We start from the raw sequence: 23,875 nt of genomic DNA, 5'->3' as shown, positions 1-23,875 counted from the left end.
ATCGGTATTGTCCATGCTGGCTCCGCTTTGCTGACCCCTTCATTGATCCCCATAGCCCTCGGCGTCGCCGTCTTGTCCACCGCCCTCCCCTACACCCTGGAGATGGTCGCCCTGACCCGCATACCTGCCAGAACCTTCGGTACGCTGATGAGCATCGAGCCCGCCTTCGGCGCGTTATCAGGCTTGCTGTTCCTTCATGAATACCTCTCGCTGTCGCAGTGGATGGCAATCATGTGCATCATCCTGGCCTCCGTCGGTGCAACCATGACCATGGGCAATTCCACCAGGCCAGCAGTCGCGGCAGATTGATAGCAGATATGACGCAGGTCTGGTATTTGCCGCTCAATTAGGCCATGTTTAGCCCCGCACCCAGAGTCATGCCATGGACAATTTCAGATAGGGATATCGGTACGCTTCAAGCGAAAGCGAATGCAGCCAGACCCGGGCACAAGATCCGGGGACGCTATAAGGACAGTAATGAACCGATTTTTGATGCTGATCGCCGTACTTGCAATTGCGGGCTGCGCAGCGACATCCGACACACAGATCAAGCACGGCAAGAAAGGGCTACACATCAACTGTTCCGGACTATCTTCGTCCTGGGACAAGTGCTACGCCAGCGCTGCCAACTCCTGCGCCCCCAAGGGGTACAAGGTCATCGCCAAGTCGGGAGACTCCGTGGAGGAGCCCGGTGATTATCCGTTTGGCCTCAATCCCGCGGGTTATACCAGCCGCAGCATGATTGTCATCTGCAAATAGGCAGGGCCGTCGCGTCAGGCTCCCGAACTTGCGATCTGACGGCCGATTTCCTCGTAGCTGGACTTCAGCACCGTGCGCTGGACATCCGGGCTAGCCAGCATTCGCGCTACGACCAACGCGCCAATACATTGCGACAGAATTGCCCACGCCAGGCTGTCGCTTTGCAGGACGCCCGCCCAACTTTCCTGTAGGCGGCAAATCCAATGCTCTGCCTGTTGGCGGACACTCACATCGGAACGGGCAATTTCCGCCCCCAATGCCGGTAACGCGCAACCGGTTTCCGGATTCTCGACGTGAGACATGCTCAGGTACAGTTTCAGGCAGCGCTCAAGCTTGTCACGGTCCTGTCCTTCCCCCAGCCGCGCCAGACTTTGACCCAACTCACGTTCGACAATGGTTGCGAATAACTCGTCTTTCGACGAAAAGTGACTGTAGAAGGCCCCACCACTCAAGCCAATGGCCTTCATCAGGCCGTCCACGCCCACCGTGGAAAAACCGGATTTCTTGGCCGACAACGCACTGCTTTCCAGCAACCTTTGTCTGGTTTCCAGCTTGTGACTGGCCGAATAACGCATTGCCCTTCCCCCTGAGTTGCTCACCTTGACGCCTGTTGAATCATAGCATAACGTTCGTTTAGTTAACGATCGTTTACCAAAGGGATCAACCCATGAATAACAAGAAGGTCGTATTGGTCGTCGGTGCAGGTGACTCCACGGGAAGCGCCATTGCCAAGCGGTTTGCCCAGGAGGGGTTTGTCGCCTGCGTCACCCGTCGCAGCGCGGACAAGCTGCAGCCACTGGTGGAGGCCATCAAGGCTGATGGCGGCGAGGCCCACGGGTTTGCCTGTGATGCACGTAAAGAAGAAGACGTGATCGCGCTGGTCGAGCAGATCGAAAGCCAGATCGGCCCCATCGAAGCATTTGTCTTCAACATCGGCGCCAACGTGCCGTGCAGCATTCTCGAAGAAACCGCCCGCAAGTATTTCAAGATCTGGGAAATGGCCTGCTTTTCCGGTTTTCTCAATGCCCGTGAGGTGGCCAAGCGCATGGCCAGGCGCCAGCGCGGCACCATCCTGTTCACCGGCGCCACTGCAGGCATGCGTGGCGCTGCCGGGTTCGCGGCATTTGCCGGTGCCAAGCACGGCATTCGAGCATTGGCGCAAAGCATGGCCCGGGAGCTCGGACCGATGAATATTCACGTTGCCCATGTCATCGTCGATGGCGCCATCGATACCGATTTCATCCGTGAAAGTTTCCCCGAGAAATACGCTACCAAGGATCAGGATGGAATCCTCAATCCCGAGCATATCGCCGAAAACTATTGGTACCTGCACAGCCAGCCCCGCGATGCCTGGACCTTCGAGCTGGACCTTCGCCCCTGGAGCGAACGCTGGTAATCGCCCACACACAACAATAAGACGAGCGCCTTGAACATGAGCAAAACCGTGGAGTTCTACTTCGACCTCGGCAGCCCCGCCACCTATCTGGCCTATACCCAGCTACCGAAGATTTGCGCACAGACCGATACCCGGCTGGTCTACATTCCGCTCTTGCTGGGCGGAGTATTCAAAGCCACCGGCAATGCTTCTCCGGCGACTATCCCGGCCAAGGGCCGCTACATGTTTCAGGACCTGGACCGCTACGCCAAACGCTACGGCGTGCCCCTGAAATTCAATCCGCACTTCCCGATCAACACCTTGATGCTCATGCGCGCCGTAACAGGCATGCAGTTGCGCCATCCGGAACGCTTTGCCGCCTTCCTCGACTGCCTGTTCAAGGCCATCTGGGTAGAGGGTCGCAGCCTGGACGAACCGGCAACCGTCGCGGCAGTGCTCAGCGAAAACGGCTTCAACCCACAGGAAGTACTGGCCCTGACCGCCGATGAAGAAATCAAGACGGCGCTCAAGGACAATACCGAAAAAGCCGTAAAGCGAGGCGTATTCGGAGCTCCGAGCATGTTTGTCGACAACCAACTGTACTTCGGCCAGGATCGGCTGGACTTCGTGCTCGAAGCCCTGAGTTAGACCTCGATGACCAACCGCCCCTTTGCCGCTCCCGACAAGAGCAGTGCATGGGCGGCTTCTGCCGATTCCAGCGTGAACGAGTGCGGGTCAAGCAACGGCACGAGCTTGCCCGCCTCGATCAACCGCGCCGCCTCGCGCAGAATCTCGCCGTGATGCTCGCGCCCCTGGCCCGTCAACAGTGGCAGCAGGGTGAAGACACCGGAATAAGTCGCCCCGCGAAAGGACAGCGGTGCCAGACTGTGCTGGCCCCACCCCAGGCAACTGAGTACATGACCGTGATACACCCGGGCAGCCTTGAATGACGCATCCAGCGTTTCGCCCCCCACAGTGTCATAGACAATGTCGAAACCCTCACCAGCCGTGTGCTCGGCCACATAGTCTTCGACCGAAGACTTGCGGTAATCGATAAAGGTCGCGCCGAACCCTTCGATGATCGATTGCTGCCCGGCCGAGCCGGTGGCAAAAACCTCGGCACCAAAAGCGCGGGCGACTTGTACCGCTACATGTCCGACGCCCCCGGCGCCACCCTGTATCAATACCTTCTGACCGGACCGAACACGAGCCCGGTCCACCAGACCTTCCCAAGCGGTGATCAGCACCAGTGGCAATCCAGCCGCTTCGCGCATGCTCAGGTTGTGCGGTTTGCGAGCCAACAGGCGGGCATCGACCGCCGCGTACTCGGCCAATGAACCTTGAATACCACCAATACCCGTGGCCATGGCGTACACCTCATCTCCCGGCAGCCAGCCACTGACGCCCTCGCCCAGCGACTCTACAATCCCGGCCAGATCCATTCCGACAATCGCCGGCAGTGGTTGCCTCGCATGGGCCGCTTGCCCGGAGCGGATTTTTCCATCCAGTGGATTCACACCGCTGGCCTTGATCCTGACCAATACCTGCCCTGCCTGTGGCACGGGCCGCGCGATGGAAACCAGGCGTAACGGCGCATTGGCCGAGTCGATCATCAGAGCGCGCATGTTCAGTGAGTCAGTCATTTCGCCATCTCCCATCAGAAGTGAATACAGGGTCAATCTTGCCCCGCCCTATTCATGCCGATAAGACGCCATATCGCTATAGTGATCATGCCTGCACAGCATCAATGAGAAATTCCGTGGACACACTCAATGCAATGGCAATATTCGTACGGGTGGTCGAGCGTGGCAGCTTCTCCGCCGTTGCCCGGGAGTTGCAGACCAGTCAGCCGACCATCAGCAAGGTGCTGCAAGCGCTGGAAACCCGATTGGGCGGAAAGCTGATTGCCCGCAGTACCCGCAAGTTATCGCTGACGGAAGAAGGTCAGCGCTATTACAACGAATGCCGGATCATCCTTGCTGCCGTGGATGCGGCAGAACACAGCTTCCAGTCCGGCCGGGAAAAAGTGGCCGGTCCTCTGAAAATCGGTTCGTCGGTCAGTTTCGGCCGTTTGCAGATCGCTTCCCGATTGCCGGACTTTCTCAGACGCTACCCTGACGTACAGATAGACCTGCAACTGAACGATCAGAACCAGGATCTGGTCAGTGAAGGGCTGGACGTCACCTTCCGGATCGGTGCCCTGAACGACAGTGGCCTGATCGCTCGCCTGGTAGGTACGACCCATCGGGTGACCGTCGCATCACCTGACTACCTCAGGCAATACGGCAAACCGCAAACACCGCAGGAACTGGGCAGGCACAACTGCCTGATGTTCAACCTGCTGAGCAGTCAAAACCTTTGGATTTACACAAAAGATGCGCAGCGTCATGAGGTGCGGATCAAAGGCAATGCGCAGAGCAACAATTCCGAGGCGATCCGCGAACTGGTGCTGGGGGGATTGGGGATTGCGCTATCGCCGGTGTGGTTGTTCAGCGAGGATCTGAAAGCCGGGAGAGTGACGGCGATTCTTCAGGACTACACTGCAGAGTCGCTACCGATTCATGCCGTGTCCCCGGCGAATCGTCGCCAATCCGCCAGGGTCAAAGCCTTTGTTGACTACATGAGCCGGGCGCTGGAGACAGCGCCCGAACTGAAAGCAATCAAATAGCCGCGGTACGAGTGTTCAGCCACTCAAGGGCCGCACCCTCGACCAATGGGCTCAGGCGTTCGCGCACTTCGGCGTGATAGGCGTTGAACCACTGTTTTTCTTCTTCGGTCAGCAGCGTGGTTTCCAGGCAACGGGTGTCGATCGGGCACAGGGTCAGCGTTTCGAACTTCAGGAATTCACCGAATTCGCTTTTGCCTGCCTCACGGTTCATCGCCAGGTTTTCGATCCGCACGCCCCAACGGCCCGGACGATAGGTGCCCGGTTCAATGGACGTGATCATGCCCGGTTGCATCGCCGTTTGCGGGGCAGGTGCAGCCTGATAGGCGATGACTTGCGGACCTTCGTGGACGTTGAGGAAGTAACCGACACCATGACCGGTGCCATGACCATAGTCGACACTTTCCGCCCAGATCGGCGCACGGGCGATGGCATCGAGCAGCGGCGACAGAATGCCTTTCGGGAACTGCGCGCGGGACAAGGCAATCACGCCCTTGAGCACGCGGGTGCAATCGCGTTTTTGCTCATCGGTCGGGGTGCCCACTGCAACCATCCGCGTGATGTCGGTGGTGCCGCCCAGGTACTGGCCTCCGGAGTCGATCAACAGCAGACCGTCCCCTTCGATGACCGCGTGTTCCTCTTCGGTGGCGTGGTAGTGCGGCATCGCGCCATTGGCGTTGTAGGCGGCAATGGTATTGAAGCTCAGCGACACATAATCCGGACGGCGCTCACGGGCAGCGGTGAGTTTTTCGTCGATGGTCAGTTCGGTGATGCGGTCACGGCCCAGCGCCGAGTCCAGCCAGGCGAAGAATTCGCACAGTGCTGCGCCGTCCTGCTCCATGGCCTGACGGATGTGTTCGGCATCGGCCAGGCTTTTTTGCGATTTGGCCAGGGTGGTCGGGTTCAGGCCCTCGATCAGCTTCACCCCACTGTCGAGGTTGTCCAGCAACCCCGCCGTGACCCGCGCCGGGTCGACTTGCAGGCTCGCGCCGCTCGGCACGGCGCGCAGTGCGGCAGCGACTTCGCTGTAATCGCGCAAGGTCACGCCGTCCTGCTCAAGGATGGCGCGCAGTTCGGCACTGACCTTGCTCAGGGCGACAAACAGCGTGGCCTGTTGCTGATTGATCAAGGCGAAGGAAACGAATACCGGGTTGAACGACACGTCGCCGCCACGCAGGTTGAACAGCCAGGCGATGTCATCGAGGGTGGCGATGAAATGCCAGTCGGCGCCACGGGCCTGAAGGGTTTCACGCAGTTTTGCGAGTTTTTCGCCACGGCTGACGGTCGCTTGTGGAGGCAGGTGCTGATAAATCGGTTCGTTCGGCAGGCTTGGGCGGTCGCTCCAGACTCCGCCAAGCAGGTCGATGTCGGTGCGCAGGCGGGCGCCACGCTCTTCAAGTTTAGCGCCCAGGGTCCGCGCCGACGCCACGGCCATGACCGCGCCATCGACCGCGACAACGCCACCCTCGGGGGTTTGCTCGGCCAGCCATTCCAGTGGCCCGGGTTGGCCCGGTTGCAGCTTGACCAGGTCAATGCCGCTGCCCTTGAGTTCCTTGGTCGCCTGCTCCCAATAACGGCTGTCGGCCCAGACGCCGGCAAAATCCGGGGTCACGATCAGGGTGCCGACCGAGCCATGAAAACCCGACAACCACTGGCGCCCCTGCCAGTAACCCGGCAGGTACTCGGACAGGTGCGGGTCGGCCGACGGCACCAGCAAGGCGTGAATGCCCTCCCGGCTCATCAGTTCGCGGGTTTGCGCCAGGCGCTGGGGCACCGATCCATTGATCGAAAGCTGCGTATTCATCGTGTCTCCTGCTAACCACTTCATCATTATTGTTGAGTGCCGATCAGCGTCGGCGCTTCGTCGCCCTATTGCCAGAATGCCGGAGCACTGGCGCAGGCTGCCTTGATCAGTTGAACCGCCTGGTCGATGTCCTGCTCGGTGGTGAAACGCCCGAGGCTCAAGCGGATGGTGCGGCTGGCCGAGCGGGCATCATGCCCCAGGGCCAGCAGCACATGGGATGGGGTATTGCTCGCGGAATTGCACGCCGAGGTCGCGGAAAAAGCGATCGAGGCCAGCAACGCCGCCGGGTTGAACTCGCCTTGCGCGAAGGTCAGGCTCAGGGTATGGGGAATGCGCCGGGTCGGGCTGCCATTGAGTCGCACGCCGGGAATGCCCTGCAATTGCTCGAGCAAGCGTTCACGCAAACGCACGATGGTGGCTTTCTCTTCATCGAACGCAGCGGCCGCCAGTGCAAAGGCCGAGCCCATGGCCACGATCTGATGAGTCGCCAGGGTGCCGGAACGCAGACCGCCCTCATGCCCGCCGCCATGGATCTGCGCCTGCAATCGTTGCTGGGCACGCGGACCGACATACAACGCACCGATGCCTTTGGGGCCGTACAGTTTATGCGCGGAAAACGACATCAGGTCCACCGGCCACTGCGCGAGGTCGATCGCCACTTTGCCCGCGCCCTGTGCGGCGTCGACATGGAACAACGCCCCGCTTTCACGCACCACCTGACCGATGGCGGGAATATCGTTGAGCGTCCCCAGTTCGTTGTTGACCAGCATCAGCGACACCAGGAAAGTGTCCTCGCGCATGGCTTCGCTGACCGCTTGCGCGGTGATCAGCCCATCGGCATCCGGCACCAGGTACGTCACGGCGACACCGGCATCCTGCAGTTGCCTGGCGGTATCGAGAATGGCCTTGTGTTCGATCTGGCTGGTGATGATATGGCCACCGCCAGTGCCGCGGCCCTGGGCTACGCCTTTGAGCGCGAGGTTGTTCGATTCGGTGGCGCCTGAGGTCCAGACGATCTGTTCAGGTCTCGCGCCGACCAGTTCGGCGACCTGGCGTCGCGCCTGCTCCACCGATTGTCGGGCCTGTTGGCCAAAGACATGAGAGCTTGAGGCCGGGTTGCCGAAATTGCCGGTAAAGCCCAGACACTCGACCATCACCTTGATGACCCGCTCATCCACCGGCGTGGTGGCGGCGTAATCGAAATACAACGGACGTTTATTCATAAAAGACTCGCAGAGCGTGTTCCGGGATCAGGAAGCTCGTGACTGCAAACGGCAAAGCGCAGCCTTGTGAGCTGCGCGCTGTTTTCAGAACGCTACCAATACCTGATCGGATGCCGTTAAAGAAGGACTACTTCATTTAATAGTGCGTAGGAACGCTCCTGAAAAGTCAGCTTAACAGGCATCGGGCAACCGGTTGAAGCAATGCGTCAGCCAAAGCTTTCGAGTAGCAGCGGATAAAGCGAACCCACGAGCAGCGCGGCCATGCCCCAATTGAACAGGCGCAGCCAGCGGCGATCCTTCAGAACATTGCGCAACAGCGTGCCGCAAGCGGCCCAGACACCGACACTCGGCAGGTTGATGATGGCAAAAACCGCCGCAATCACGATCACATTGGTGAAGTAACCTTGCATCGGCGTGTAGGTGCTGATGGCGCCAATAGCCATGATCCAGGCCTTGGGGTTGACCCACTGGAACGCGGCGGCACCCAGATAGCTGATCGGTTTCGCCTCGTTCTGCTGACCCTCCGACACTGGCCCGGAATGAGCGATTTTCCACGCCAGATACAGCAGATACGCCGCCCCCACGTAACGCAGCACGGTGTAGAGCAAAGGGTAAGCCTGGAACACCGCGCCAAGGCCGAAACCGACCGCCACCACCAGTACAAAGAAGCCACAAGTGATGCCGAGCATGTGCGGAATCGTGCGGTTGAAGCCGAAGTTCACCCCGGAAGCCAGCAACATGGTGTTGTTCGGACCGGGTGTGATCGAGGTGACGAGGGCGAACAGGGCAAAGCCCAGCAGCAGGTCGAGTGAGAGCGTCATGGGTGGCAGTCCGTCAGGGTCGGTCAGGTGTTGACCCTATCGCACACCTTGGGCGAAACCCATGGACAGTTACGCGAAACTTGGAGCAGTACAGTTTTGCCTCAGCTTGGACGACCGTGAAGCTGTACAGATCGGCTGGCGTTCATTTCCCCCTGGTTGTCGTAGCTCAACGACTTTTGCTGCTGGCCGAGCAGTTCGGCTTTTTTCGCGTGGTATTCATCGAAGGACAATCCGCGGCGGTTCAGCGCCTCCAGCGCCAGTTCCTTGCTTTCTTCAGCCGTGTAAGGGCGAAGCTCCGGGGAAACATGGCTGGCACATCCGGCGAGTACGGAGACAGCGAGCATCAGCAGAGTGGCGATCATCGGTTTCATTTCTGGCGTCCTGGCGACTGGTTCGAGGCAATGAACACAGGCTACCCGCGCCTCCCGGGTAGCAGAAATCAACGCTTTCAATAGTGGCTATCAGGAAATGGCGATCATTGTCCTTATCAGCGCTTGTCCAGAGCACAGGCCGGGAGCGCACTGGCTGGAGCCTACCTGATGGCACTTGTGTGGCGTGGCTGCTCGTCGGGCGCTCGGTGAGGCGAAAGCGGCTGGCCTATATTTAATCGGCTGCACAACGAAGCAAGTACTTTCCATTCACATAACAAGAACAGGGAGATCCATCATGAGTGTCAAACCCATTCCGGAGGGGTATCACAGCATCACCCCCTATCTGGGCATCCACAAAGCTGCCGAAGCCATCGATTTCTACAAGAAAGCCTTCGGCGCCATTGAGGTCATGCGCCTGGCCATGCCCGATGGCGGCATCGGTCACGCCGAACTGCGCATCGGCGATTGCCCGATCATGCTGGGTACACCGTGCGATCAAGGACCGCTGAGCAACCCGGACAATTCGCCGTCCGTGGGTCTGCATTTGTACGTGAAGGATGTCGACAAGTCCTACAAACAGGCCATCGATGCCGGTGCCACCGTTGTATCCGAGGTCAAGGATCAGTTTTACGGCGATCGCTCGGGCACCTTGAAGGATCCCTACGGGCATCTGTGGTTCCTGGCGACGCGCAAGGAAGACCTGACTCAGGAGCAGATTGAACAACGGGCGAAGGAAATGTTTCAGCAGGGTTGAATCTTCGATGCCGGAGCGGGCCTCTTCGCGAGCAGGCTCGCTCCCACAGGGCCACCGCCCTACCCTCCCGGTAATGCGAAACATTTACTTTCATTTTCTCTTTCGGGATTTCCTTTGCTCATCCGTCTTACCTAGATGCAGTCCTGTCGCGTAGGCAAAAGCCACGACTGGACCTTCAGGGCGCTCATCCCTGCGAAGTCCGCAGCCGAGCTGCCTCTCATCCAGGCAAGACCTTCAATATGTCAAAGAAATCCCGTTCAAAAATCTGGTTCCTGGTCCATAGCTGGCTGGCGCTGCCGATCTGGTTTTTCGTGCTGATCGTCTGCGTGACCGGCACCCTGGCGGTGATCAGCCAGGAAATCGTCTGGCTGGCCAACCCGCCCATGCGCGCCAGCCAGCCCTCGGACGATGCACCGCTGCTCAGCTATCAGCAGGTCATCGAGGCCATCAACAAGGCCGAACCGCAGACCGTGGTGCAGAGCATCAGTCGGCCCGACGAGTCGCACTTCGCCCTGGATGTCGAAGTCAGCTATCCCGACGGACGCTCGGTGGTGATTTATGTCAATCCATACAGCGGCGTGATCCAGGGCGTCGCGCCGGAGTTCAACTTCCGCGCCTTCACCCGGGCGCTGCACGGCTGGTGGCTGGTGCCATTCACCAATGGCTACAGTTGGGGCTGGTACCTGGTGTCGTTTCTCGGCTTGCCGCTTCTGGTTTCGCTGGTGACCGGGCTGGTGGTCTACAAACGCTTCTGGAAAGGCTTTTTCCGCCCGACCCTGCGGATTCGCCACGGCGCGCGGATTTTCTGGGGCGACTTCCACCGCTTGAGCGGCATCTGGTCGATCTGGTTCATCGCCGTGATTTCCATCACCGGCACCTGGTTCCTGATCCAGGCCTTGCTGTTCGATAACCAGATTTCCATCTCCACGGAAAAGATCATTCCGGCGATGTCCCGCGAAGCGGTACCGCTATCGCCCGATGGGTCGCCCCCGCCGCGTATCGACCTTGATCGCGCGATTGAAATCGCCACGCAGAAAATCTCCGGGCTGGAAGCCAGCTTCGTCAGCCTGCCGGGCAATGCCTACAGTCATCTGGAGGTCGGGGGACGCGGTTGGTATCCACTGATGTTCCAGACCGCGACCCTCAACCCGTACAACGGCGAAATCGCCGCCTCGCGCCTGATTTCGGACCGTTCGACCCTGGAGTTCGTCACCGAGTCCATGCGCCCGCTGCACACCGGCGACTTCGGTGGCCTGTGGATCAAGCTGATCTGGGCGTTCTTCGGCCTGTTGCTGAGCATGATGGTGCTCAGCGGCTTGCTGATCTGGACCAAGCGCACGGCACTGGCGACGGCCAATGCCTTCAAGCGCAGCAACAGGAAACCGCGCAGCGCCACGGCGCAACCGGCCACCCGCAAGGAAACATCGGAGGCCAACCTGTGAGCAAAGACATTGCGGTCTCACCACCCTCGCGCTTGAACCTGTTCTGGCACAAATGGCGCTTTCACCTGAACGTCCTGTTGCTGCTGATTCCCCTCGGTTTCATGCCCAAGTACTTCGCGGATGAAGCATTGATGCGTGGCGACAGCGGCCTGGGCGAACGCGAAGTCGGCGAAGTCCAGGTCGGCCCCTGGAGCCTGCGCCTGGCGGAGTTGCGCAACGCCGCACCCACGCTTGATGGCCCGGCCGGCTACATGAAAGGTTTCAACGCAGCACTGTGCGAAGCCTGTATCGGACAGGTCAAGGCCACTTACCTGCGCATCGGCAAACCCCGCAGCCTGCGCGCCGCCGGCGTGATTTTCTTCGGCACGCCGTACCGCATGGGCGCTTCACTGCCCGTCCCGGAAAAGACCACGGCCGACGCCGAGCTGTGGATCACCATGGAAGGCTGGGACGGCGCCATGCATCAGGCATCCATTCCTTTGAGCCAGGCCTCCCCCGCCACCATCGCCTGGCTGAACAAACAAGGAGGCAAACCATGATCAACCCGCTTCGTCCACTCAACACCCTGTTGCTGCTGCTCTGCGCCGGCTTCAGCGCCAGCGCCCTGGCCCACAACCCTATGTGCGAATGCAAGGCCATCGACGCCGAGCAGATCAAATGCACCGGTGGTTTTTCCGACGGCAGTGGCGCACCGGGCGTGACCCTCGATGTGATCGGCTACGACGAAACCATTCTGGTGCCTGGCAAACTCGGAGCCGATTCGACCCTGACGTTCAAGAAACCCGGCGCCGAGTTCTACGTGCTGTTCGACGCAGGCCCCGGTCACGTGGTGGAAATCGACCAGGCGGACATCCAGGCGCCATGAATACTTCAACGACCCAGGTCGTGCGCCCGGCGGGTGCCGGCCACGAAACCCTCTACGTCCTGCTGCTGTGCCTGATGATCCTTGCGGTCGCAGGTTCGGTGGTGCTCTGGCGCGGGGAGTCCGATGAGGTGAGCAGTGTCAACAGCCACCAACTGGATGCGCGCCGCGACCTCAGCGCTGCCGAGCAAGGCATCTACGCCGATTTGCGGGTGACGCTGGACGAGATTCATTTGCTGCGCCAGGAACAGCAAACCCTGCCGACTCCCGAGGCCCTCGCCGACGAGGGTTTTGCCCCGTTTGCCCGGGATGCCAGTTCCGTCAGCCGTGGCAGCCATGCCTGGCAATTGCTCAATGCCAAGGCCTACTTCGGCCAGAGCCAGACGCCGACGGTCGCTGGTTCATTCCTGATGCGCCTGACCGCCACCGATGACGCTCCGGACATCTGGCTCAACCGCGCCGGCACGCTCACCGCTCCGGCCGAACTCAGCGACAGCGCGCTCGAAAGCGCCGGCTGGCAACAGATCGTCGCGCAATTCGATGCCGGCGTGACCCGCCAGCACCGGCATTGAACCCTCGCCCTCACCCGAGAGAAGACCGCTTTCCCATGCCCATTTCATCTCAACGTTCTATCTTGCGCGTGCTACTGATCGGCCTGCTGGCCTGCCTGCTGCCATCCTTCGCCAGTGCCGACGCAGCCAAGCGCCTGCGCATCGGCATCACCCTGCACCCGTATTACAGCTACGTGGCGAACATCGTCGGTGACAAGGCCGAAGTGGTGCCGCTGATTCCGGCCGGTTTCAACCCGCATGCCTACGAACCCCGCGCCGAAGACATCAAGCGCATCAGCGGGCTGGACGTGATCGTGCTCAACGGCGTAGGCCATGATGATTTCGCCGACCGCATGATCGCCGCCAGCGAAACCCCCAACGTGCCGGTGATCGAAGCCAATGAAAACGTGCCGCTGCTCGCCGCCACCGGTGTTGCCGCCCGCGGTGCCGGCAAAGTGGTGAACCCGCATACCTTCCTGTCCATCAGCGCCTCGATCGCCCAGGTCAACAACATCGCCCGGGAGCTGGGCAAGCTCGATCCGGCCAATGCCAGAACCTACACCGAGAACGCCCGCGCCTACGGCAAGCGCCTGCGCAAGATGCGTGCCGATGCCCTGGCCAAACTGACCCAGGCGCCGAACGCCGAGTTGCGTGTGGCCACGGTACACGCCGCCTACGACTACCTGCTGCGCGAATTCGGCCTGGAAGTGACAGCCGTGGTCGAGCCGGCCCACGGCATCGAGCCGAGCCCGAGCCAGTTGAAAAAGACCATCGACCAACTGCGTGAGCTGGACGTGAAGGTGATCTTCTCGGAGATGGATTTTCCCTCCACTTACGTCGACACCATCCAGCGCGAATCCGGCGTGAAGCTGTATCCGCTGTCGCATATTTCCTACGGCGAATACACCGCCGACAAGTACGAAAAGGAAATGACCGGAAACCTCAACACCGTGGTGCGGGCGATTCAGGAGTCGGGGGCATGACATCGAAAGAAACCATCCCGGCCGATACAGAGTCCCCTGTGGGAGCGAGCCTGCTCGCGAAGGCGTCCAGTCAGTCAACATCACCGGTGAATGACCCACCGCATTCGCGAGCAAGCCCGCTCCCACAGGTTTCGGGCCCGACCCTGGATTTTGCCGACATCAGCCTGACCCTCGGGCGCACGACGATCCTCGACAAGGTGACCTTCCAGGTCCGTCCCGGCAGCGTGCATGCGCTGGTCGGCCCCAACGGCGGCGGCAAGAGTTCGCTGATCAAGACCCTGCTCGGGCAAATGCCGCATCAGGGCCGCTTGAGCCTGCAGTGGTCGGCCGAGCCGGGAACCATTGGCTACGTGCCACAGGCGCTGGAGTTCGACCGGGGCTTGCCGATGACCGTCGACGATTTCATGGCTGCCATGTGCCAGCGTCGCCCGGCCTTTCTCGGTTTGAGCAAACATTACGCGACGGCGATTGGCGAGGCCCTTGAACGGGTCGGCATGCAGGACAAGCGCAAGCGCCGCATGGGTGCGTTGTCCGGCGGCGAACGCCAGCGGGTGTTGCTGGCCCAGGGGCTGATTCCGCCTCCGCAACTGCTGGTACTCGACGAGCCGATGTCGGCCCTCGATGAGGCCGGGATCCAGGTGTTCGAACGTCTGCTCGGCGACTGGCGAGCGGCGGGCATCACCGTGCTGTGGATCGAGCACGACCTGGAAGCGGTCGGGCGCCTGGCCGATCACGTCACCGGCCTCAATCGCCGCGTGCTGTTCGACGCCACGCCGCAACAGGCACTGACGCCGGAGCGCCTGCTGACGCTGTTCTCGACTCACCCACGGAGCCTTGCCTGATGAGTTACGAAGCTTTTCGCCTGATGGTCCAGGGTTGGGCATCGTCAGGTTATCTGCCCGAGGCGCTGGCCTATGGATTTGTGGTCAATGCGCTGCTCGCCGGGCTGCTGATCGGCCCGGTGCTGGGCGGCCTGGGTACGCTGGTGGTGGTCAAGCGCTTCGCGTTTTTCTCCGAAGCCGTCGGCCATGCCGCGTTGACCGGCGTGGCCATCGGCATTTTGCTCGGCGAACCCTACACCGGTCCCTACGGCAGTCTGTTCGGCTACTGCCTGCTGTTCGGCATTTTGCTCAACTACCTGCGCAACCGCACCGGCCTGGCACCGGACACCTTGATCGGTGTGTTCCTCTCGGTGTCGCTCGCCTTGGGCGCCAGCCTGTTGTTGATTCTGGCGGGCAAGATCAACGTGCACATCCTGGAAAACGTGCTGTTCGGTTCGGTGCTGACGGTCAACGGCAATGACCTGCTGGTGCTGGCCATCGTCGGTTCGCTGGTGATGGCCCTGGCTTTGCCCTTGTACAACCGCATCATGCTCGCCAGCTTCAATCCGCAACTGGCGGCGGTGCGCGGGGTGGCGGTGAAGGCCCTGGATTATCTGTTCGTGATTCTGGTGACGCTTATCACCGTCGCCGCGGTGAAGGTCATCGGGGCAATTCTGGTCGGCGCGCTGCTGGTGATTCCGGCAGCGGCAGCACGTTTGCTCAGCCAATCGCTGAAGGGCTTTTTCTGGTGTTCGGTGCTGATCGCCACCGTCAGCACACTGTGCGGGATTCTCGCTCCGATCGTCTTCGACCTGCCGATTCCATCCGGCGCCGCGATCATCCTCGTGGCCGGTATCGCCTTCGCCCTGGCCGCCATTGCGCGCGGCATCGTCCCCAGCCTGAAAGGGAACCTTGGATAAATGATTTTTTCTCTGCGCCAACTGACCCTCGCGGTGGCCCTGTGCGGGCTGACCGCCACGACCTTCGCCGCAGACAACGGCAAACCGCTGCGCGTGCTGGCCTCTTTGCCGATCACTTATGGTCTGGGTGAAGTGTTGCTCAAAGGCACCGATGTCAGCCTCGAACGTGCCGCGCCGGCCAATCTGCCCGGCAGCCGCCAGACCGCCTACTTCACTGGCCGAGGTGCCCCGGCGCTGGCCCAGCTGGCGAAGGATGCCGATGCGGTGATCGGCCTGCGTTCACTCTGGCCGGATGACCCGCTGTACCCGATCTCCCGGCGCAGCAATATCCGTATCGTCGAAGTCGATGCCGCCCGCCCGGTGGACGGCGCCCTGCCGGGCATCGCCGTGCAGCCGGGCAACAGGGTCGACGGTCTCAACAGCCAGCCGTGGTTTTCCAGCAATAACATGGGCCGCATGGCCGACGTGATGGCGGCGGACCTGGTACGCCTGGCCCCCGAGGCCAAGCCGAAGATCGACGCCAACCTGGCAGCCCTCAAGCAACGCTTGCTCAAGCTCAGTGCTGACAGCGAAGCACGGCTGGCCAATACCGATAACCTCAGTGTGATGAGCCTCAGCGATCATTTCGGCTACCTGATTGGCAGTCTCAATCTGGAGTTGATCGGCCACGACCCACGCCCCGATGCCGAGTGGACAACCGATGCGCTCAAGCAGTTGGGCACAACGCTCAAGGACAACGATGTGGCGGTAGTGTTGCATCACCGGCAGCCTTCGGATGCTGTGAAAGCGGTGATTACCGAATCGGGTAGCCGGTTGGTGGTGTTGAGCACCGATGCCGGGGATCCGGTGGCGGAGCTGGAGGGGAATGTGGATCTGGTCATCAAGGGGCTTAGTGGCGTGTAACCTCAGTAGGACCGCGTTATCGTTCTTCGCGAGCAAGCCCGCTCCCACATTGGAAATGCGGTCCCCTGTGGGAGCGGGCTTGCTCGTGAAGGCGGCCTGACAGACAACACAGAATCCCGATATGAAAAAGCCCGCTGACCTTACCGGCTCAGCGGGCTCTTTTATGGGTGACGGATCAGTTCGCCACAGCCGCCTGCTCATCCATCTTCTGGCGCAGGCTCAACGGACGCATGTCAGTCCAGGTCTCTTCGATATAGGCCAGGCATTCCTTTTTCAGCCCGCTTTTACCCACGGTGCGCCAGCCCTGAGGTACGGCTTTGTAATCAGGCCAGATCGAGTATTGCTCTTCATGGTTGACCACGACCTGAAAGAGGATGTCCTCGCGGTCGAATACTGAAGTCATGCTGTCTCTCCATCGATGTTGGGCGGGCTGCGCCGTGTGCGCAGCCGTTATGTAGAAGGAACGTTACGCAGCGCGAAAAATTTACAGATCGCGGGTGGCAGCAGCCAGAGCCCGGCCGAAAATCCCGGCCACCTGATCGATTTCCGCAGCGCTGATCACCAGTGGCGGCAGGAAGCGCACCACCGCGCCATGGCGGCCACCGAGTTCCAGAATCAAGCCACGCTTGAGGCATTCACGCTGTACCAGGGGGGCCAGGCGGGCGAACGCCGGCGGGTGACCCTGGGCATCCAGTGCGCCCGTCGGATCGACCAGTTCGACACCGAGCATCAAGCCACGCCCACGAATATCACCCAGTTGCGGGAAGTCCCGTTGCAGGATGCGCAGGTGCTCGGCCAGGCGCTCGCCCATGGCGGCGGCATGCTCGCAAACCTTGTGTTCGACCAGATAACGCATCACTGCGCAACCGGCGGCCATGGCCATCTGGTTGCCACGGAAGGTCCCGGCATGGGCGCCCGGCAGCCAGGTGTCGAGCCACTCGCGGTAGACCACCACCGCCAGCGGCAGGCTGCCGCCGATGGCCTTGGACATCACCACGACATCGGGAATGATCGCGGCGTGCTCGAAGGCAAACATCTTGCCGGTACGGGCAAACCCGCTCTGGATTTCATCGACGATCAGTGCGACACCCGCCTTTTCGGTGATCCGCCGCACACCGCGCAACCAGTCCAGGTCGGCCGGGATCACCCCACCCTCGCCCTGCACCACTTCCACGATCACCGCCGCCGGCAATTGCACACCGGCCTCGGGGTCGTTGAGCAGGTTTTCCAGATAACTCAGGTTGGCTTTCACCCCTTGCGCACCGCCCAGCCCGAACGGGCAGCGATAATCGTAAGGGTACGGCATGAACTGCACGCCGCTGCCGAGCAAGGCGCCCAGCGGCTTTTTCGGCCCGAGGCTGCCCATCAGGCTCAGCGCGCCCTGGCTCATGCCGTGATACCCGCCCTGGAACGAGATCACGGTGCTGCGGCCAGTGGCGGTACGCACCAGCTTCAGGGCGGCTTCCACGGCATCGGTGCCCGTGGGACCGCAGAACTGGATCTTCGCTTCAGCGGCCAAGGCAGTCGGCAGCAGGCCGAACAGGTCCTGGACGAACTGATCCTTGACCGGGGTGGTCAGGTCCAGGGTGTGCAGCGGCAGTTCATCGGTCAGCACTTGCTGGATGGCCTGGATCACCACCGGGTGGTTGTGCCCCAGGGCCAGGGTCCCGGCACCGGCCAGGCAATCGATGAACGTGCGACCTTCGACGTCTTCGACATAAATCCCCTTGGCGCGCTTGAGCGCCAGGGGAATGCGTCGCGGATAGCTGCGGGCGTTTGATTCCTGCTGGCTCTGGCGGGCCAGCAATGGCGATTCATTGAATTGATAAAGCGTCTCGGCGGACGTCGCCGGCTGATCTTCGATAAGGCTGGTAGCGACTGACATCTCTCGACCCCTCAATACGGTTTTCCTGTTCTGGAAACGCATCAGCGGGGTGAGGATTTAGGCGGATGGAGAGAAGATACATCTGATCCTTTGTGGGAGCGGGCTTGCTCGCGAAGGCGGCGTTACAGTCGACATTGATGTTGAATGTAATGGCCTCTTCGCGAGCAAGCCCGCTCCCACAGGGTTTTGTGGTGTTTTTCAGGTTGGTTGCAGCGGCATCGTCAGCTCGACCCGCAAGCCGTCCGGTCGGCTATCGAAATGCAGCGTACAACCGCAACGCTGAACGATCGCCTGGACAATCGCCAGCCCCAGGCCGCAACCCGTGCTATGGCCGTTGCGCCAGAAGCGTTGGGTCAAGTGTTGCAAATCCTCTTCGGCAATCCCCGGCCCATGATCGCGCACCACAAACTGCACACGATTGCCGGTGGTTTCCAGGCTCAACTCCACCGCTTTGTCGGCGGGAGTGTGGCGCAGTGCGTTGTCGAGCAAGTTGCGCAGCGCGGCGATCGACAGCACGGCGGGCATTTGTACTGGCGCCGCGGAGACCTTGCCCGGCGCCTGAAACCTGATGCGCTGGCGATCACCGCTCGCGGCATCCTGGATCGCCAGTTTTGCCACTTGCTCGGCGTTGCACTGCACACCGTCGTCAAACGACAGGCTGCCCTCGACCCGCGCCAGCAACAGCAATTGCTCGAGGGTGCGGTGCATGCGATCCGCCCCCTCTTCGGCGCGCGCCAGGGATTGGTCCCGGGCGCTGCCGTCGGTCATGCGCGCCACTTGCAGGTGGGTCTTGATTGCGGTCAGCGGGCTGCGCAACTCATGGGCCGCGTCACCGGTCAGGCGACGTTCGCGCTCGATGGTCTTGCCGATACGCTGGAGCAACTGGTTCTGGGTTTCCAGCAAGGGTTGCAGCTCGCTGGGCAATGGCTGGATCTGCAAGGGTTCCAGGGAGTCGGCGCTGCGGCGCATCAAGGCGTCGCGCATGCGGTTGAGCGGCGCCAGCCCCTGGCCGATGCCCAGCCAGAGCAGGCACAGGCAACCGAGCAGCGCCACGCCCACCGGTACCGAAGCGGCCAGCAGGATCGACATGTTCAACGCCTCACGCTCAATCTGCCGGTCGGCAGTGGTAATGCGCAGATCGCCCCGGGCCAGTGTGAAACTGCGCCACGGCGCGCCGTCGATCATCTGATCGTGAAAACCCAGCTTCTCGGCCTCCAGAGTCTGCTGCGGATCGGTGTGGCTGCGGGCAAGGATTTCACCGCGCAGCGAGCTGACCTGGCACGCCATGCCACCCGGTATGTTCAGTTGTTCGGCGCTGAAGTGGGTGCCCTCGCCCTTGCTCGGCAGGGGTGGCAGTTGCTCCATCAGGCCGGCGACCATGCGTGCCGACGCCACCAGGCGCTGGTCGAGGGAAAACATCATTTGATTGCGCAAATCGCTGAGCATCCAGGCTGCGGCCAGGGCCCAGATCAGCGCAAAAGCGGCGCCGAGCGTCAGGCTCAGGCGCAGACGCAGACTCATCACTTCGATTCTTCTCCGCCATCAGCCGGCCCCAAGCGATAGCCCAGGCCGCGCACGGTCTCGACAATGCCATTGCCGAGTTTGCGCCGCAGGTGATGGATATGAACGTTGAGGGCATTGCTTTCCAGCTCGTCGTTGAAACCGTAGACGCTGTCCTTCAGTTGCTCGGTGGACAGCACCCGGCCACGGTTATGCAACAAGGCTTGCAGCAGCGACTGCTCGCGACGCGAGAGATCCACAGGCTGGCCGGCGAGTTTGGTTTCGCGGCTGCTCGGGTCGTAGGTCAGGGCGCCGTGTTCGATCAGGTTGACGCTGCGCCCCGCCACCCGTCGCAACAGCGTGTGCAGGCGCGCAGCGAGTTCGCGCAGGTCGAAGGGTTTGAGCAGGTAATCATCGGCACCGGCTTGCAGGCCATCGACGCGGTCGGTGACCGAATCCCGCGCGGTGAGGATCAAAACCGGCAACTCCAGGCCCTGATGGCGCAACTGCTGCAGCAGCTTGAGGCCATCTTCGTCCGGCAAGCCGAGGTCGAGCACCATGACATCGAATTCCGCGACCCTGAGCATGGCCCGGGCAGCAGACGCCGTAGCCACGTGCTCCACGGTCAGGCCCTGGGCGGTCAGGCCGGCAACGATGCCGCTGGCGATCAGCTCATCGTCTTCGCAAACCAGTACGTGCATGGGGAGCCTCGTAGAAATAAAGCTGATTAAGCCTTTGACCGATTAAGCCGACATTATGCCGCAGGCGCCATCGCCACAAGGCCGGGACGGTTAATCATCGGTTAATCGCCACCCGCCACTGTGCACCCCACTAGTACCGGGAAAAGGCTTATCCATGCGTCGTCTGTTTTTACTGTTTACCCTTTTGATCGCGGGCCTGGCCCAGGCGGCAACCAATCCGTTCGACACCAAACCTGAATTTCTCCCGGTTGGTAAAGCCTTCACCTTTACCTCTGAACGCCTGGAATCCGGTGAAACACAGCTCTATTGGCAGATCACCGACGGCTACTACCTGTACCAGAAACGCTTGAAGTTCGACGGATTACCTGTCGGGCAGCACCCTGCGTTGCCGGAAGGTGAAGCCCACAGCGACGAGTTTTTCGGTGAACAGCAAATCTACCGCCAGGGTCTGGAACTGAAGATACCGGCGGGCGCCAGCGGCCAGGTCAAGGTCAGTTACCAGGGTTGTGCCGATGCCGGTTTGTGTTATCCGCCGCAGATCAGGGTCGTGGACCTGGGCAATACCCATGCGCAGAGCGCAGCCAACGAAGCGCCGGACCAGGCCTTGGCCAGCGACCTGCAACAACGGGCGCTGGGCTGGAGCCTGCTGGTGTTCTTCGGTCTGGGCCTGCTGCTGGCCTTCACCCCTTGCTCACTGCCGATGCTGCCGATTCTGGCCGGGCTGATCGTCGGCAGCGGCGCCTCGCCCAAGCGTGGTTTCGCCCTGGCCGGCAGTTACGTGGTCAGCATGGCGCTGGTGTATGCGGCGATGGGTGTCCTGGCCGCCTCCCTGGGGGCGAACCTGCAAGCCTGGTTGCAGAACCCCTGGCTGCTGGGCAGTTTCGCGGTGATTTTCGTGTTGCTGGCGCTGCCGATGTTCGGCTACTTCGAGCTGCAATTGCCGGTGGCCGTGCGGGATCGCCTGGAAAACGTTTCGCGCAATCAGCGCGGCGGAAGCCTGGTCGGCGCGGGTGTGCTGGGTGCGTTGTCGGGGTTGTTGGTCGGCCCGTGCATGACTGCACCACTGGCCGGCGCGCTGCTGTACATCGCGCAAAGCGGTAACGCGTTGCATGGCGGATTGATTCTGTTCGCCCTGGGCATCGGCATCGGTGTGCCGCTGCTGTTGCTGGTGACCGTTGGCAATCGCTTCATGCCCAAGCCGGGTGCGTGGATGAACCTGGTCAAAGGCATTTTCGGCTTCCTGTTCCTCGCCACGGCGCTGCTGATGTTGCGCCCGGTGCTGGATGACTCGTTGTGGGTCGGCCTGTGCGGGGCGTTGTTACTGATTGCGGCGTACAGTGCCTGGAAACAGTCGGATGGCTTCGGTCGCACTGCTCACCTGTTCGGTGCCAGCTCGTTGCTGCTCGGCTTGTGGGGCAGTCTGTTGATGATCGGTGCGGCCGGCGGCAGTGATGATCTGCTCAAGCCGTTACAAGTCTTCCGCGCGTCCAGTTCCGCCGTCGCTGCCATGCCGACCGGCCACGACGCCTTCACTACGATCAAGGACCCGGCTGCACTGCAAAGGGAGCTCGATGTGGCGCAGGCTCAGGGCCAGTGGGTGCTGCTGGATTACTACGCCGACTGGTGTGTGTCATGCAAAGTCATGGAAAAGCAGGTCTTCGGCAAACCCCAAGTGCTTGAAGCCTTGAGCGATGTGCGCTTGCTCCGCCTGGACGTCACCGCCGACAATGCCGCCAGCCGCGAGTTGCTCGGCCGTTACAAAGTGCCAGGGCCACCGAGCCTGCTGTGGATTGGTGCTGACGGTGAAGAACGGCGCAGCCAGCGCATCACCGGCGAGGTCGATGCCGACACTTTCCTGCAACGCTGGATCACCACCCGAGACGCCCGTTGATGCTGACCTTCACCCTCGGCACCTTTGCCATCGCGCTCAATCACCTGCTGCTGATCAGTGCGTTGGCGCTGGCCACTTTTGTCGGCTGGCGGGTGGCCAAGCGTGGCGGAGAAAACCCAGAATCCGCGCTGTTCAGCCTGTTCCTGCTGGGCATGCTGGTGGCCCGGATCGGTTTCGTGGCGGTCTATTGGGCGCACTACCGCAATGATCCGTGGCAGATCATCGACCTGCGCGATGGCGGTTTTCTCGCCTGGCCGGGGGTGATTGTCGTGCTGCTCGCCACGCTGTATCGCGGCTGGCGTCGCCCGGGGTTGCGCCGCCCACTGGGCTTTGGCGCGGCCAGCGGCCTGGCGTTCTGGTTGTTGGCAACATTCTCCCTGTCGATTTATGAACAAGGCACACGCCTGCCGGAAATCGCCCTGCGCAACGCCGCTGGCGAAACCGTGCAACTGGCCGACTACAAGGGCGGCCCGTTGGTGATCAATCTCTGGGCCACCTGGTGCCCGCCGTGCCGCCGGGAAATGCCGGTGCTGGAAAGCGCCCAGCAACAACGTCCGGACCTGACGTTCCTGTTCGTCAATCAGGCGGAAAGCATGCAAAGCGTCGCGACCTTTCTGGAAACCCAGGGCCTGAGCCTGTCCAACGTGCTGTTCGACGGCGGCGGGCGACTGAGCCAGGCCGTAGGTTCCATGGCATTACCGACTACGCTGTTCTACAGCCCCGAAGGTCGCCTGCTGGGCAGCCATCTGGGTGAGCTGTCAAACGCCAGCCTGGCTCGCGCACTGGAAAACTTCGACACCGTACCCGCCACCTCTTCAAGGAAACTGCCATGCCCCGCCTCCGCCACCTGCTGACCCTGAGCCTCGGTGCTGCCCTATTGCACCTGCCGTCGGTGCAGGCCGAAGAGTTGCCCGATGCGATCAGGAAAATCGAGGCCAAGGGCGCGAAAATCGTCGGCCAGTTCGACGCCCCCGACGGCTTGCGCGGGTATGCCGCGCAATACCAGGGCCGCGGCATGGCGCTGTACCTGACACCGGACGGTAAACACGTGCTACTGGGCAACCTGTACGACGCCGAGGGCAATGACCTGAGCAGCGCGCCATTGCAGAAACTGGTGTATGCGCCGATGGCCAAGGAAGTCTGGGCCAAGTTCGAAACCAGCAACTGGATCGGTGACGGCAAGAAGGATGCGCCGCGCGTGGTGTACCTGTTCAGTGACCCAAACTGCCCGTACTGCAACATGTTCTGGGAACAGGCCCGGCCGTGGGTCAAGGCCGGCAAGGTGCAGTTGCGCCACATCATGGTGGGCATCATCCGCGAAGACAGCCCAGGGAAATCAGCCGCACTGCTCGCCGCCAAAGACCCGGAAAAAGCCCTGCAGGACCACGAAGCCGCCGGCAAGGGCAGCTCGCTCAAGGCCTTGAAGGAAGTGCCGCCAGCGGTTCAGGCAAAACTTGCGGCCAACATGCAATTGATGGAAGAGCTGGAGCTGCAGGCGACACCGGCGATTTTCTACATGGATGCCAAAGGTGAGTTGCAACAGCAGCAGGGCGCGCCTTCGCCGGACAAGCTGGTGAAGATCCTTGGACCAAAGTGACTTCAAGCGATCGCAGGGTGATGTACGGATGCAATAGAAACAAGTGA

The 23,875-nt window shown here is 61.3% G+C and carries 27 protein-coding genes (1 of these 27 running past the window's edge); 17 read left to right on the top strand and 10 right to left on the bottom strand.

Annotated elements, in window-relative coordinates:
• Together rhtA and ACXX83_RS04720 are read left to right on the top strand one after the other, a co-directional pair.
• Window positions 1-309: the end of a threonine/homoserine exporter RhtA gene (rhtA, locus tag ACXX83_RS04725; protein ID WP_217837608.1), read on the top strand. It extends 579 nt beyond the left edge of the window; 309 of the gene's 888 nt are visible here — the last part of the coding sequence; its start codon lies off the left edge, out of view; it ends in the stop codon at window positions 307-309.
• 168 nt (window positions 310-477) lie between these two features.
• Entirely contained in the window at window positions 478-759 is a 282-nt protein-coding gene (locus tag ACXX83_RS04720) for a hypothetical protein (protein WP_217837607.1), read from the top strand.
• A 14-nt stretch (window positions 760-773) separates the two neighbouring features.
• On the opposite strand, the gene ACXX83_RS04715 is transcribed toward ACXX83_RS04720, so the two are convergent.
• Window positions 774-1,334, bottom strand: coding sequence for a TetR/AcrR family transcriptional regulator (locus ACXX83_RS04715; RefSeq protein ID WP_217837606.1), 561 nt, complete (start codon window positions 1,332-1,334; stop codon window positions 774-776).
• Between the two features lie 92 nt (window positions 1,335-1,426).
• Here ACXX83_RS04715 and ACXX83_RS04710 point away from each other — a divergent pair, with 92 nt between their 5' ends.
• Together ACXX83_RS04710 and ACXX83_RS04705 are read left to right on the top strand one after the other, a co-directional pair.
• Window positions 1,427-2,155, top strand: coding sequence for an SDR family oxidoreductase (locus ACXX83_RS04710; protein ID WP_458547673.1), 729 nt, complete (start codon window positions 1,427-1,429; stop codon window positions 2,153-2,155).
• A gap of 36 nt (window positions 2,156-2,191) precedes the next feature.
• Complete coding sequence (locus ACXX83_RS04705) at window positions 2,192-2,782, top strand: 2-hydroxychromene-2-carboxylate isomerase (protein WP_458547672.1); 591 nt, start codon at window positions 2,192-2,194, stop codon at window positions 2,780-2,782.
• Here ACXX83_RS04705 and ACXX83_RS04700 read toward each other — a convergent pair.
• A complete protein-coding gene (locus tag ACXX83_RS04700) occupies window positions 2,779-3,777 on the bottom strand; it encodes a zinc-dependent alcohol dehydrogenase family protein (RefSeq protein WP_458547671.1) in 999 nt (332 codons plus the stop codon). The two genes, ACXX83_RS04705 and ACXX83_RS04700, sit on opposite strands and share 4 nt — an antisense overlap.
• A gap of 104 nt (window positions 3,778-3,881) precedes the next feature.
• Here ACXX83_RS04700 and ACXX83_RS04695 point away from each other — a divergent pair, with 104 nt between their 5' ends.
• The gene (locus ACXX83_RS04695; RefSeq protein WP_458547670.1) at window positions 3,882-4,802 is read left to right on the top strand and encodes a LysR family transcriptional regulator; all 921 of its coding nucleotides are present in this window, start codon (window positions 3,882-3,884) and stop codon (window positions 4,800-4,802) included.
• On the opposite strand, the gene ACXX83_RS04690 is transcribed toward ACXX83_RS04695, so the two are convergent.
• From ACXX83_RS04690 to ACXX83_RS04675, 4 genes are all read right to left on the bottom strand, one after another.
• A complete protein-coding gene (locus ACXX83_RS04690; protein ID WP_458547669.1) occupies window positions 4,795-6,603 on the bottom strand; it encodes an aminopeptidase P family protein in 1,809 nt (602 codons plus the stop codon). The two genes, ACXX83_RS04695 and ACXX83_RS04690, sit on opposite strands and share 8 nt — an antisense overlap.
• A gap of 65 nt (window positions 6,604-6,668) precedes the next feature.
• Window positions 6,669-7,826, bottom strand: coding sequence for a cysteine desulfurase family protein (locus ACXX83_RS04685; protein WP_458547668.1), 1,158 nt, complete (start codon window positions 7,824-7,826; stop codon window positions 6,669-6,671).
• Between the two features lie 206 nt (window positions 7,827-8,032).
• Window positions 8,033-8,647 carry a LysE family translocator gene (locus ACXX83_RS04680; protein ID WP_217837599.1) on the bottom strand — a complete coding sequence of 205 codons (615 nt, stop codon included), beginning with the start codon at window positions 8,645-8,647 and terminating at the stop codon, window positions 8,033-8,035.
• Between the two features lie 101 nt (window positions 8,648-8,748).
• On the bottom strand, window positions 8,749-9,018 hold the full coding sequence (locus tag ACXX83_RS04675; protein ID WP_217837598.1) for a hypothetical protein: 270 nt from the start codon (window positions 9,016-9,018) through the stop codon (window positions 8,749-8,751).
• A gap of 295 nt (window positions 9,019-9,313) precedes the next feature.
• Here ACXX83_RS04675 and ACXX83_RS04670 point away from each other — a divergent pair, with 295 nt between their 5' ends.
• The 9 genes from ACXX83_RS04670 (at window position 9,314) to ACXX83_RS04630 (ending at window position 16,254) form a co-directional block, all read left to right on the top strand.
• Entirely contained in the window at window positions 9,314-9,772 is a 459-nt protein-coding gene (locus ACXX83_RS04670) for a VOC family protein (protein WP_095968113.1), read from the top strand.
• A gap of 239 nt (window positions 9,773-10,011) precedes the next feature.
• On the top strand, window positions 10,012-11,214 hold the full coding sequence (locus ACXX83_RS04665) for a PepSY-associated TM helix domain-containing protein (RefSeq protein ID WP_458547667.1): 1,203 nt from the start codon (window positions 10,012-10,014) through the stop codon (window positions 11,212-11,214).
• Window positions 11,211-11,753 carry a PA2404 family protein gene (locus tag ACXX83_RS04660; RefSeq protein ID WP_015094105.1) on the top strand — a complete coding sequence of 181 codons (543 nt, stop codon included), beginning with the start codon at window positions 11,211-11,213 and terminating at the stop codon, window positions 11,751-11,753. The genes ACXX83_RS04665 and ACXX83_RS04660 overlap by 4 nt, the downstream gene beginning before the upstream one ends.
• Complete coding sequence (locus tag ACXX83_RS04655) at window positions 11,750-12,079, top strand: hypothetical protein (RefSeq protein ID WP_095968110.1); 330 nt, start codon at window positions 11,750-11,752, stop codon at window positions 12,077-12,079. Before ACXX83_RS04660 ends, ACXX83_RS04655 begins: the two co-directional genes overlap by 4 nt.
• The gene (locus ACXX83_RS04650; protein ID WP_217837595.1) at window positions 12,076-12,648 is read left to right on the top strand and encodes a DUF6162 family protein; all 573 of its coding nucleotides are present in this window, start codon (window positions 12,076-12,078) and stop codon (window positions 12,646-12,648) included. Before ACXX83_RS04655 ends, ACXX83_RS04650 begins: the two co-directional genes overlap by 4 nt.
• 35 nt (window positions 12,649-12,683) lie before the next feature.
• Window positions 12,684-13,610, top strand: coding sequence for a metal ABC transporter substrate-binding protein (locus ACXX83_RS04645; protein ID WP_458547666.1), 927 nt, complete (start codon window positions 12,684-12,686; stop codon window positions 13,608-13,610).
• The gene (locus ACXX83_RS04640) at window positions 13,607-14,452 is read left to right on the top strand and encodes a metal ABC transporter ATP-binding protein (protein WP_458547665.1); all 846 of its coding nucleotides are present in this window, start codon (window positions 13,607-13,609) and stop codon (window positions 14,450-14,452) included. Before ACXX83_RS04645 ends, ACXX83_RS04640 begins: the two co-directional genes overlap by 4 nt.
• The gene (locus tag ACXX83_RS04635; protein ID WP_095968106.1) at window positions 14,452-15,351 is read left to right on the top strand and encodes a metal ABC transporter permease; all 900 of its coding nucleotides are present in this window, start codon (window positions 14,452-14,454) and stop codon (window positions 15,349-15,351) included. Before ACXX83_RS04640 ends, ACXX83_RS04635 begins: the two co-directional genes overlap by 1 nt.
• Window positions 15,352-16,254, top strand: a complete 903-nt coding sequence (locus ACXX83_RS04630) for a metal ABC transporter substrate-binding protein (RefSeq protein WP_458547664.1) — start codon at window positions 15,352-15,354, stop codon at window positions 16,252-16,254.
• 175 nt (window positions 16,255-16,429) lie between these two features.
• Here ACXX83_RS04630 and ACXX83_RS04625 read toward each other — a convergent pair whose 3' ends face one another.
• From ACXX83_RS04625 to ACXX83_RS04610, 4 genes are all read right to left on the bottom strand, one after another.
• On the bottom strand, window positions 16,430-16,657 hold the full coding sequence (locus ACXX83_RS04625) for an MbtH family protein (protein WP_015094098.1): 228 nt from the start codon (window positions 16,655-16,657) through the stop codon (window positions 16,430-16,432).
• Window positions 16,658-16,738: 81 nt separating this feature from the next.
• A complete protein-coding gene (locus ACXX83_RS04620; RefSeq protein WP_458547663.1) occupies window positions 16,739-18,139 on the bottom strand; it encodes an aspartate aminotransferase family protein in 1,401 nt (466 codons plus the stop codon).
• Between the two features lie 198 nt (window positions 18,140-18,337).
• The gene (locus ACXX83_RS04615) at window positions 18,338-19,663 is read right to left on the bottom strand and encodes an ATP-binding protein (RefSeq protein WP_458547662.1); all 1,326 of its coding nucleotides are present in this window, start codon (window positions 19,661-19,663) and stop codon (window positions 18,338-18,340) included.
• The gene (locus ACXX83_RS04610; RefSeq protein ID WP_015094094.1) at window positions 19,660-20,340 is read right to left on the bottom strand and encodes a response regulator; all 681 of its coding nucleotides are present in this window, start codon (window positions 20,338-20,340) and stop codon (window positions 19,660-19,662) included. The genes ACXX83_RS04615 and ACXX83_RS04610 overlap by 4 nt, the downstream gene beginning before the upstream one ends.
• Window positions 20,341-20,494: 154 nt before the next feature.
• Between ACXX83_RS04610 and dsbD the strand changes: the two genes are divergently transcribed.
• Genes dsbD through dsbG form a run of 3 tightly spaced genes read left to right on the top strand, consistent with a single transcriptional unit; the run spans window position 20,495 to window position 23,828 of the window.
• Window positions 20,495-22,231, top strand: coding sequence for a protein-disulfide reductase DsbD (gene dsbD / locus ACXX83_RS04605; RefSeq protein WP_458547661.1), 1,737 nt, complete (start codon window positions 20,495-20,497; stop codon window positions 22,229-22,231).
• Window positions 22,231-23,085: a TlpA family protein disulfide reductase gene (locus ACXX83_RS04600; protein WP_458547660.1), complete on the top strand. Its 855-nt coding sequence runs from the start codon at window positions 22,231-22,233 to the stop codon at window positions 23,083-23,085. The genes dsbD and ACXX83_RS04600 overlap by 1 nt, the downstream gene beginning before the upstream one ends.
• Window positions 23,061-23,828 (top strand): thiol:disulfide interchange protein DsbG, encoded by a 768-nt coding sequence (dsbG, locus tag ACXX83_RS04595; RefSeq protein ID WP_458547659.1) that lies wholly within the window; start codon window positions 23,061-23,063, stop codon window positions 23,826-23,828. Before ACXX83_RS04600 ends, dsbG begins: the two co-directional genes overlap by 25 nt.
• Window positions 23,829-23,875 lie beyond the last annotated feature (47 nt).

Source organism: Pseudomonas sp. GNP012 (assembly GCF_054343835.1).
Note: the sequence above shows the minus strand (reverse complement) of the source record. Positions and strands in the feature narration are given on the sequence as shown.

Excerpts from the sequence above, each read along its gene's own strand:
- ACXX83_RS04675 (WP_217837598.1), bottom strand. The coding sequence starts at position 9,018 with ATGAAACCGATGATCGCCACTCTGCTGATGCTCGCTGTCTCCGTACTC.
- ACXX83_RS04665 (WP_458547667.1), top strand. The coding sequence starts at position 10,012 with ATGTCAAAGAAATCCCGTTCAAAAATCTGGTTCCTGGTCCATAGCTGG.
- ACXX83_RS04710 (WP_458547673.1), top strand. The coding sequence starts at position 1,427 with ATGAATAACAAGAAGGTCGTATTGGTCGTCGGTGCAGGTGACTCCACG.
- dsbD (WP_458547661.1), top strand. The coding sequence starts at position 20,495 with ATGCGTCGTCTGTTTTTACTGTTTACCCTTTTGATCGCGGGCCTGGCC.
- ACXX83_RS04630 (WP_458547664.1), top strand. The coding sequence starts at position 15,352 with ATGATTTTTTCTCTGCGCCAACTGACCCTCGCGGTGGCCCTGTGCGGG.
- ACXX83_RS04655 (WP_095968110.1), top strand. The coding sequence starts at position 11,750 with ATGATCAACCCGCTTCGTCCACTCAACACCCTGTTGCTGCTGCTCTGC.
- ACXX83_RS04610 (WP_015094094.1), bottom strand. The coding sequence starts at position 20,340 with ATGCACGTACTGGTTTGCGAAGACGATGAGCTGATCGCCAGCGGCATC.
- ACXX83_RS04700 (WP_458547671.1), bottom strand. The coding sequence starts at position 3,777 with ATGACTGACTCACTGAACATGCGCGCTCTGATGATCGACTCGGCCAAT.
- ACXX83_RS04685 (WP_458547668.1), bottom strand. The coding sequence starts at position 7,826 with ATGAATAAACGTCCGTTGTATTTCGATTACGCCGCCACCACGCCGGTG.
- ACXX83_RS04635 (WP_095968106.1), top strand. The coding sequence starts at position 14,452 with ATGAGTTACGAAGCTTTTCGCCTGATGGTCCAGGGTTGGGCATCGTCA.
- ACXX83_RS04600 (WP_458547660.1), top strand. The coding sequence starts at position 22,231 with ATGCTGACCTTCACCCTCGGCACCTTTGCCATCGCGCTCAATCACCTG.
- ACXX83_RS04690 (WP_458547669.1), bottom strand. The coding sequence starts at position 6,603 with ATGAATACGCAGCTTTCGATCAATGGATCGGTGCCCCAGCGCCTGGCG.
- ACXX83_RS04650 (WP_217837595.1), top strand. The coding sequence starts at position 12,076 with ATGAATACTTCAACGACCCAGGTCGTGCGCCCGGCGGGTGCCGGCCAC.
- ACXX83_RS04620 (WP_458547663.1), bottom strand. The coding sequence starts at position 18,139 with ATGTCAGTCGCTACCAGCCTTATCGAAGATCAGCCGGCGACGTCCGCC.
- ACXX83_RS04715 (WP_217837606.1), bottom strand. The coding sequence starts at position 1,334 with ATGCGTTATTCGGCCAGTCACAAGCTGGAAACCAGACAAAGGTTGCTG.
- dsbG (WP_458547659.1), top strand. The coding sequence starts at position 23,061 with ATGCCCCGCCTCCGCCACCTGCTGACCCTGAGCCTCGGTGCTGCCCTA.
- ACXX83_RS04645 (WP_458547666.1), top strand. The coding sequence starts at position 12,684 with ATGCCCATTTCATCTCAACGTTCTATCTTGCGCGTGCTACTGATCGGC.
- ACXX83_RS04640 (WP_458547665.1), top strand. The coding sequence starts at position 13,607 with ATGACATCGAAAGAAACCATCCCGGCCGATACAGAGTCCCCTGTGGGA.
- ACXX83_RS04720 (WP_217837607.1), top strand. The coding sequence starts at position 478 with ATGAACCGATTTTTGATGCTGATCGCCGTACTTGCAATTGCGGGCTGC.
- ACXX83_RS04705 (WP_458547672.1), top strand. The coding sequence starts at position 2,192 with ATGAGCAAAACCGTGGAGTTCTACTTCGACCTCGGCAGCCCCGCCACC.
- ACXX83_RS04695 (WP_458547670.1), top strand. The coding sequence starts at position 3,882 with ATGAGAAATTCCGTGGACACACTCAATGCAATGGCAATATTCGTACGG.
- ACXX83_RS04625 (WP_015094098.1), bottom strand. The coding sequence starts at position 16,657 with ATGACTTCAGTATTCGACCGCGAGGACATCCTCTTTCAGGTCGTGGTC.
- ACXX83_RS04680 (WP_217837599.1), bottom strand. The coding sequence starts at position 8,647 with ATGACGCTCTCACTCGACCTGCTGCTGGGCTTTGCCCTGTTCGCCCTC.
- ACXX83_RS04670 (WP_095968113.1), top strand. The coding sequence starts at position 9,314 with ATGAGTGTCAAACCCATTCCGGAGGGGTATCACAGCATCACCCCCTAT.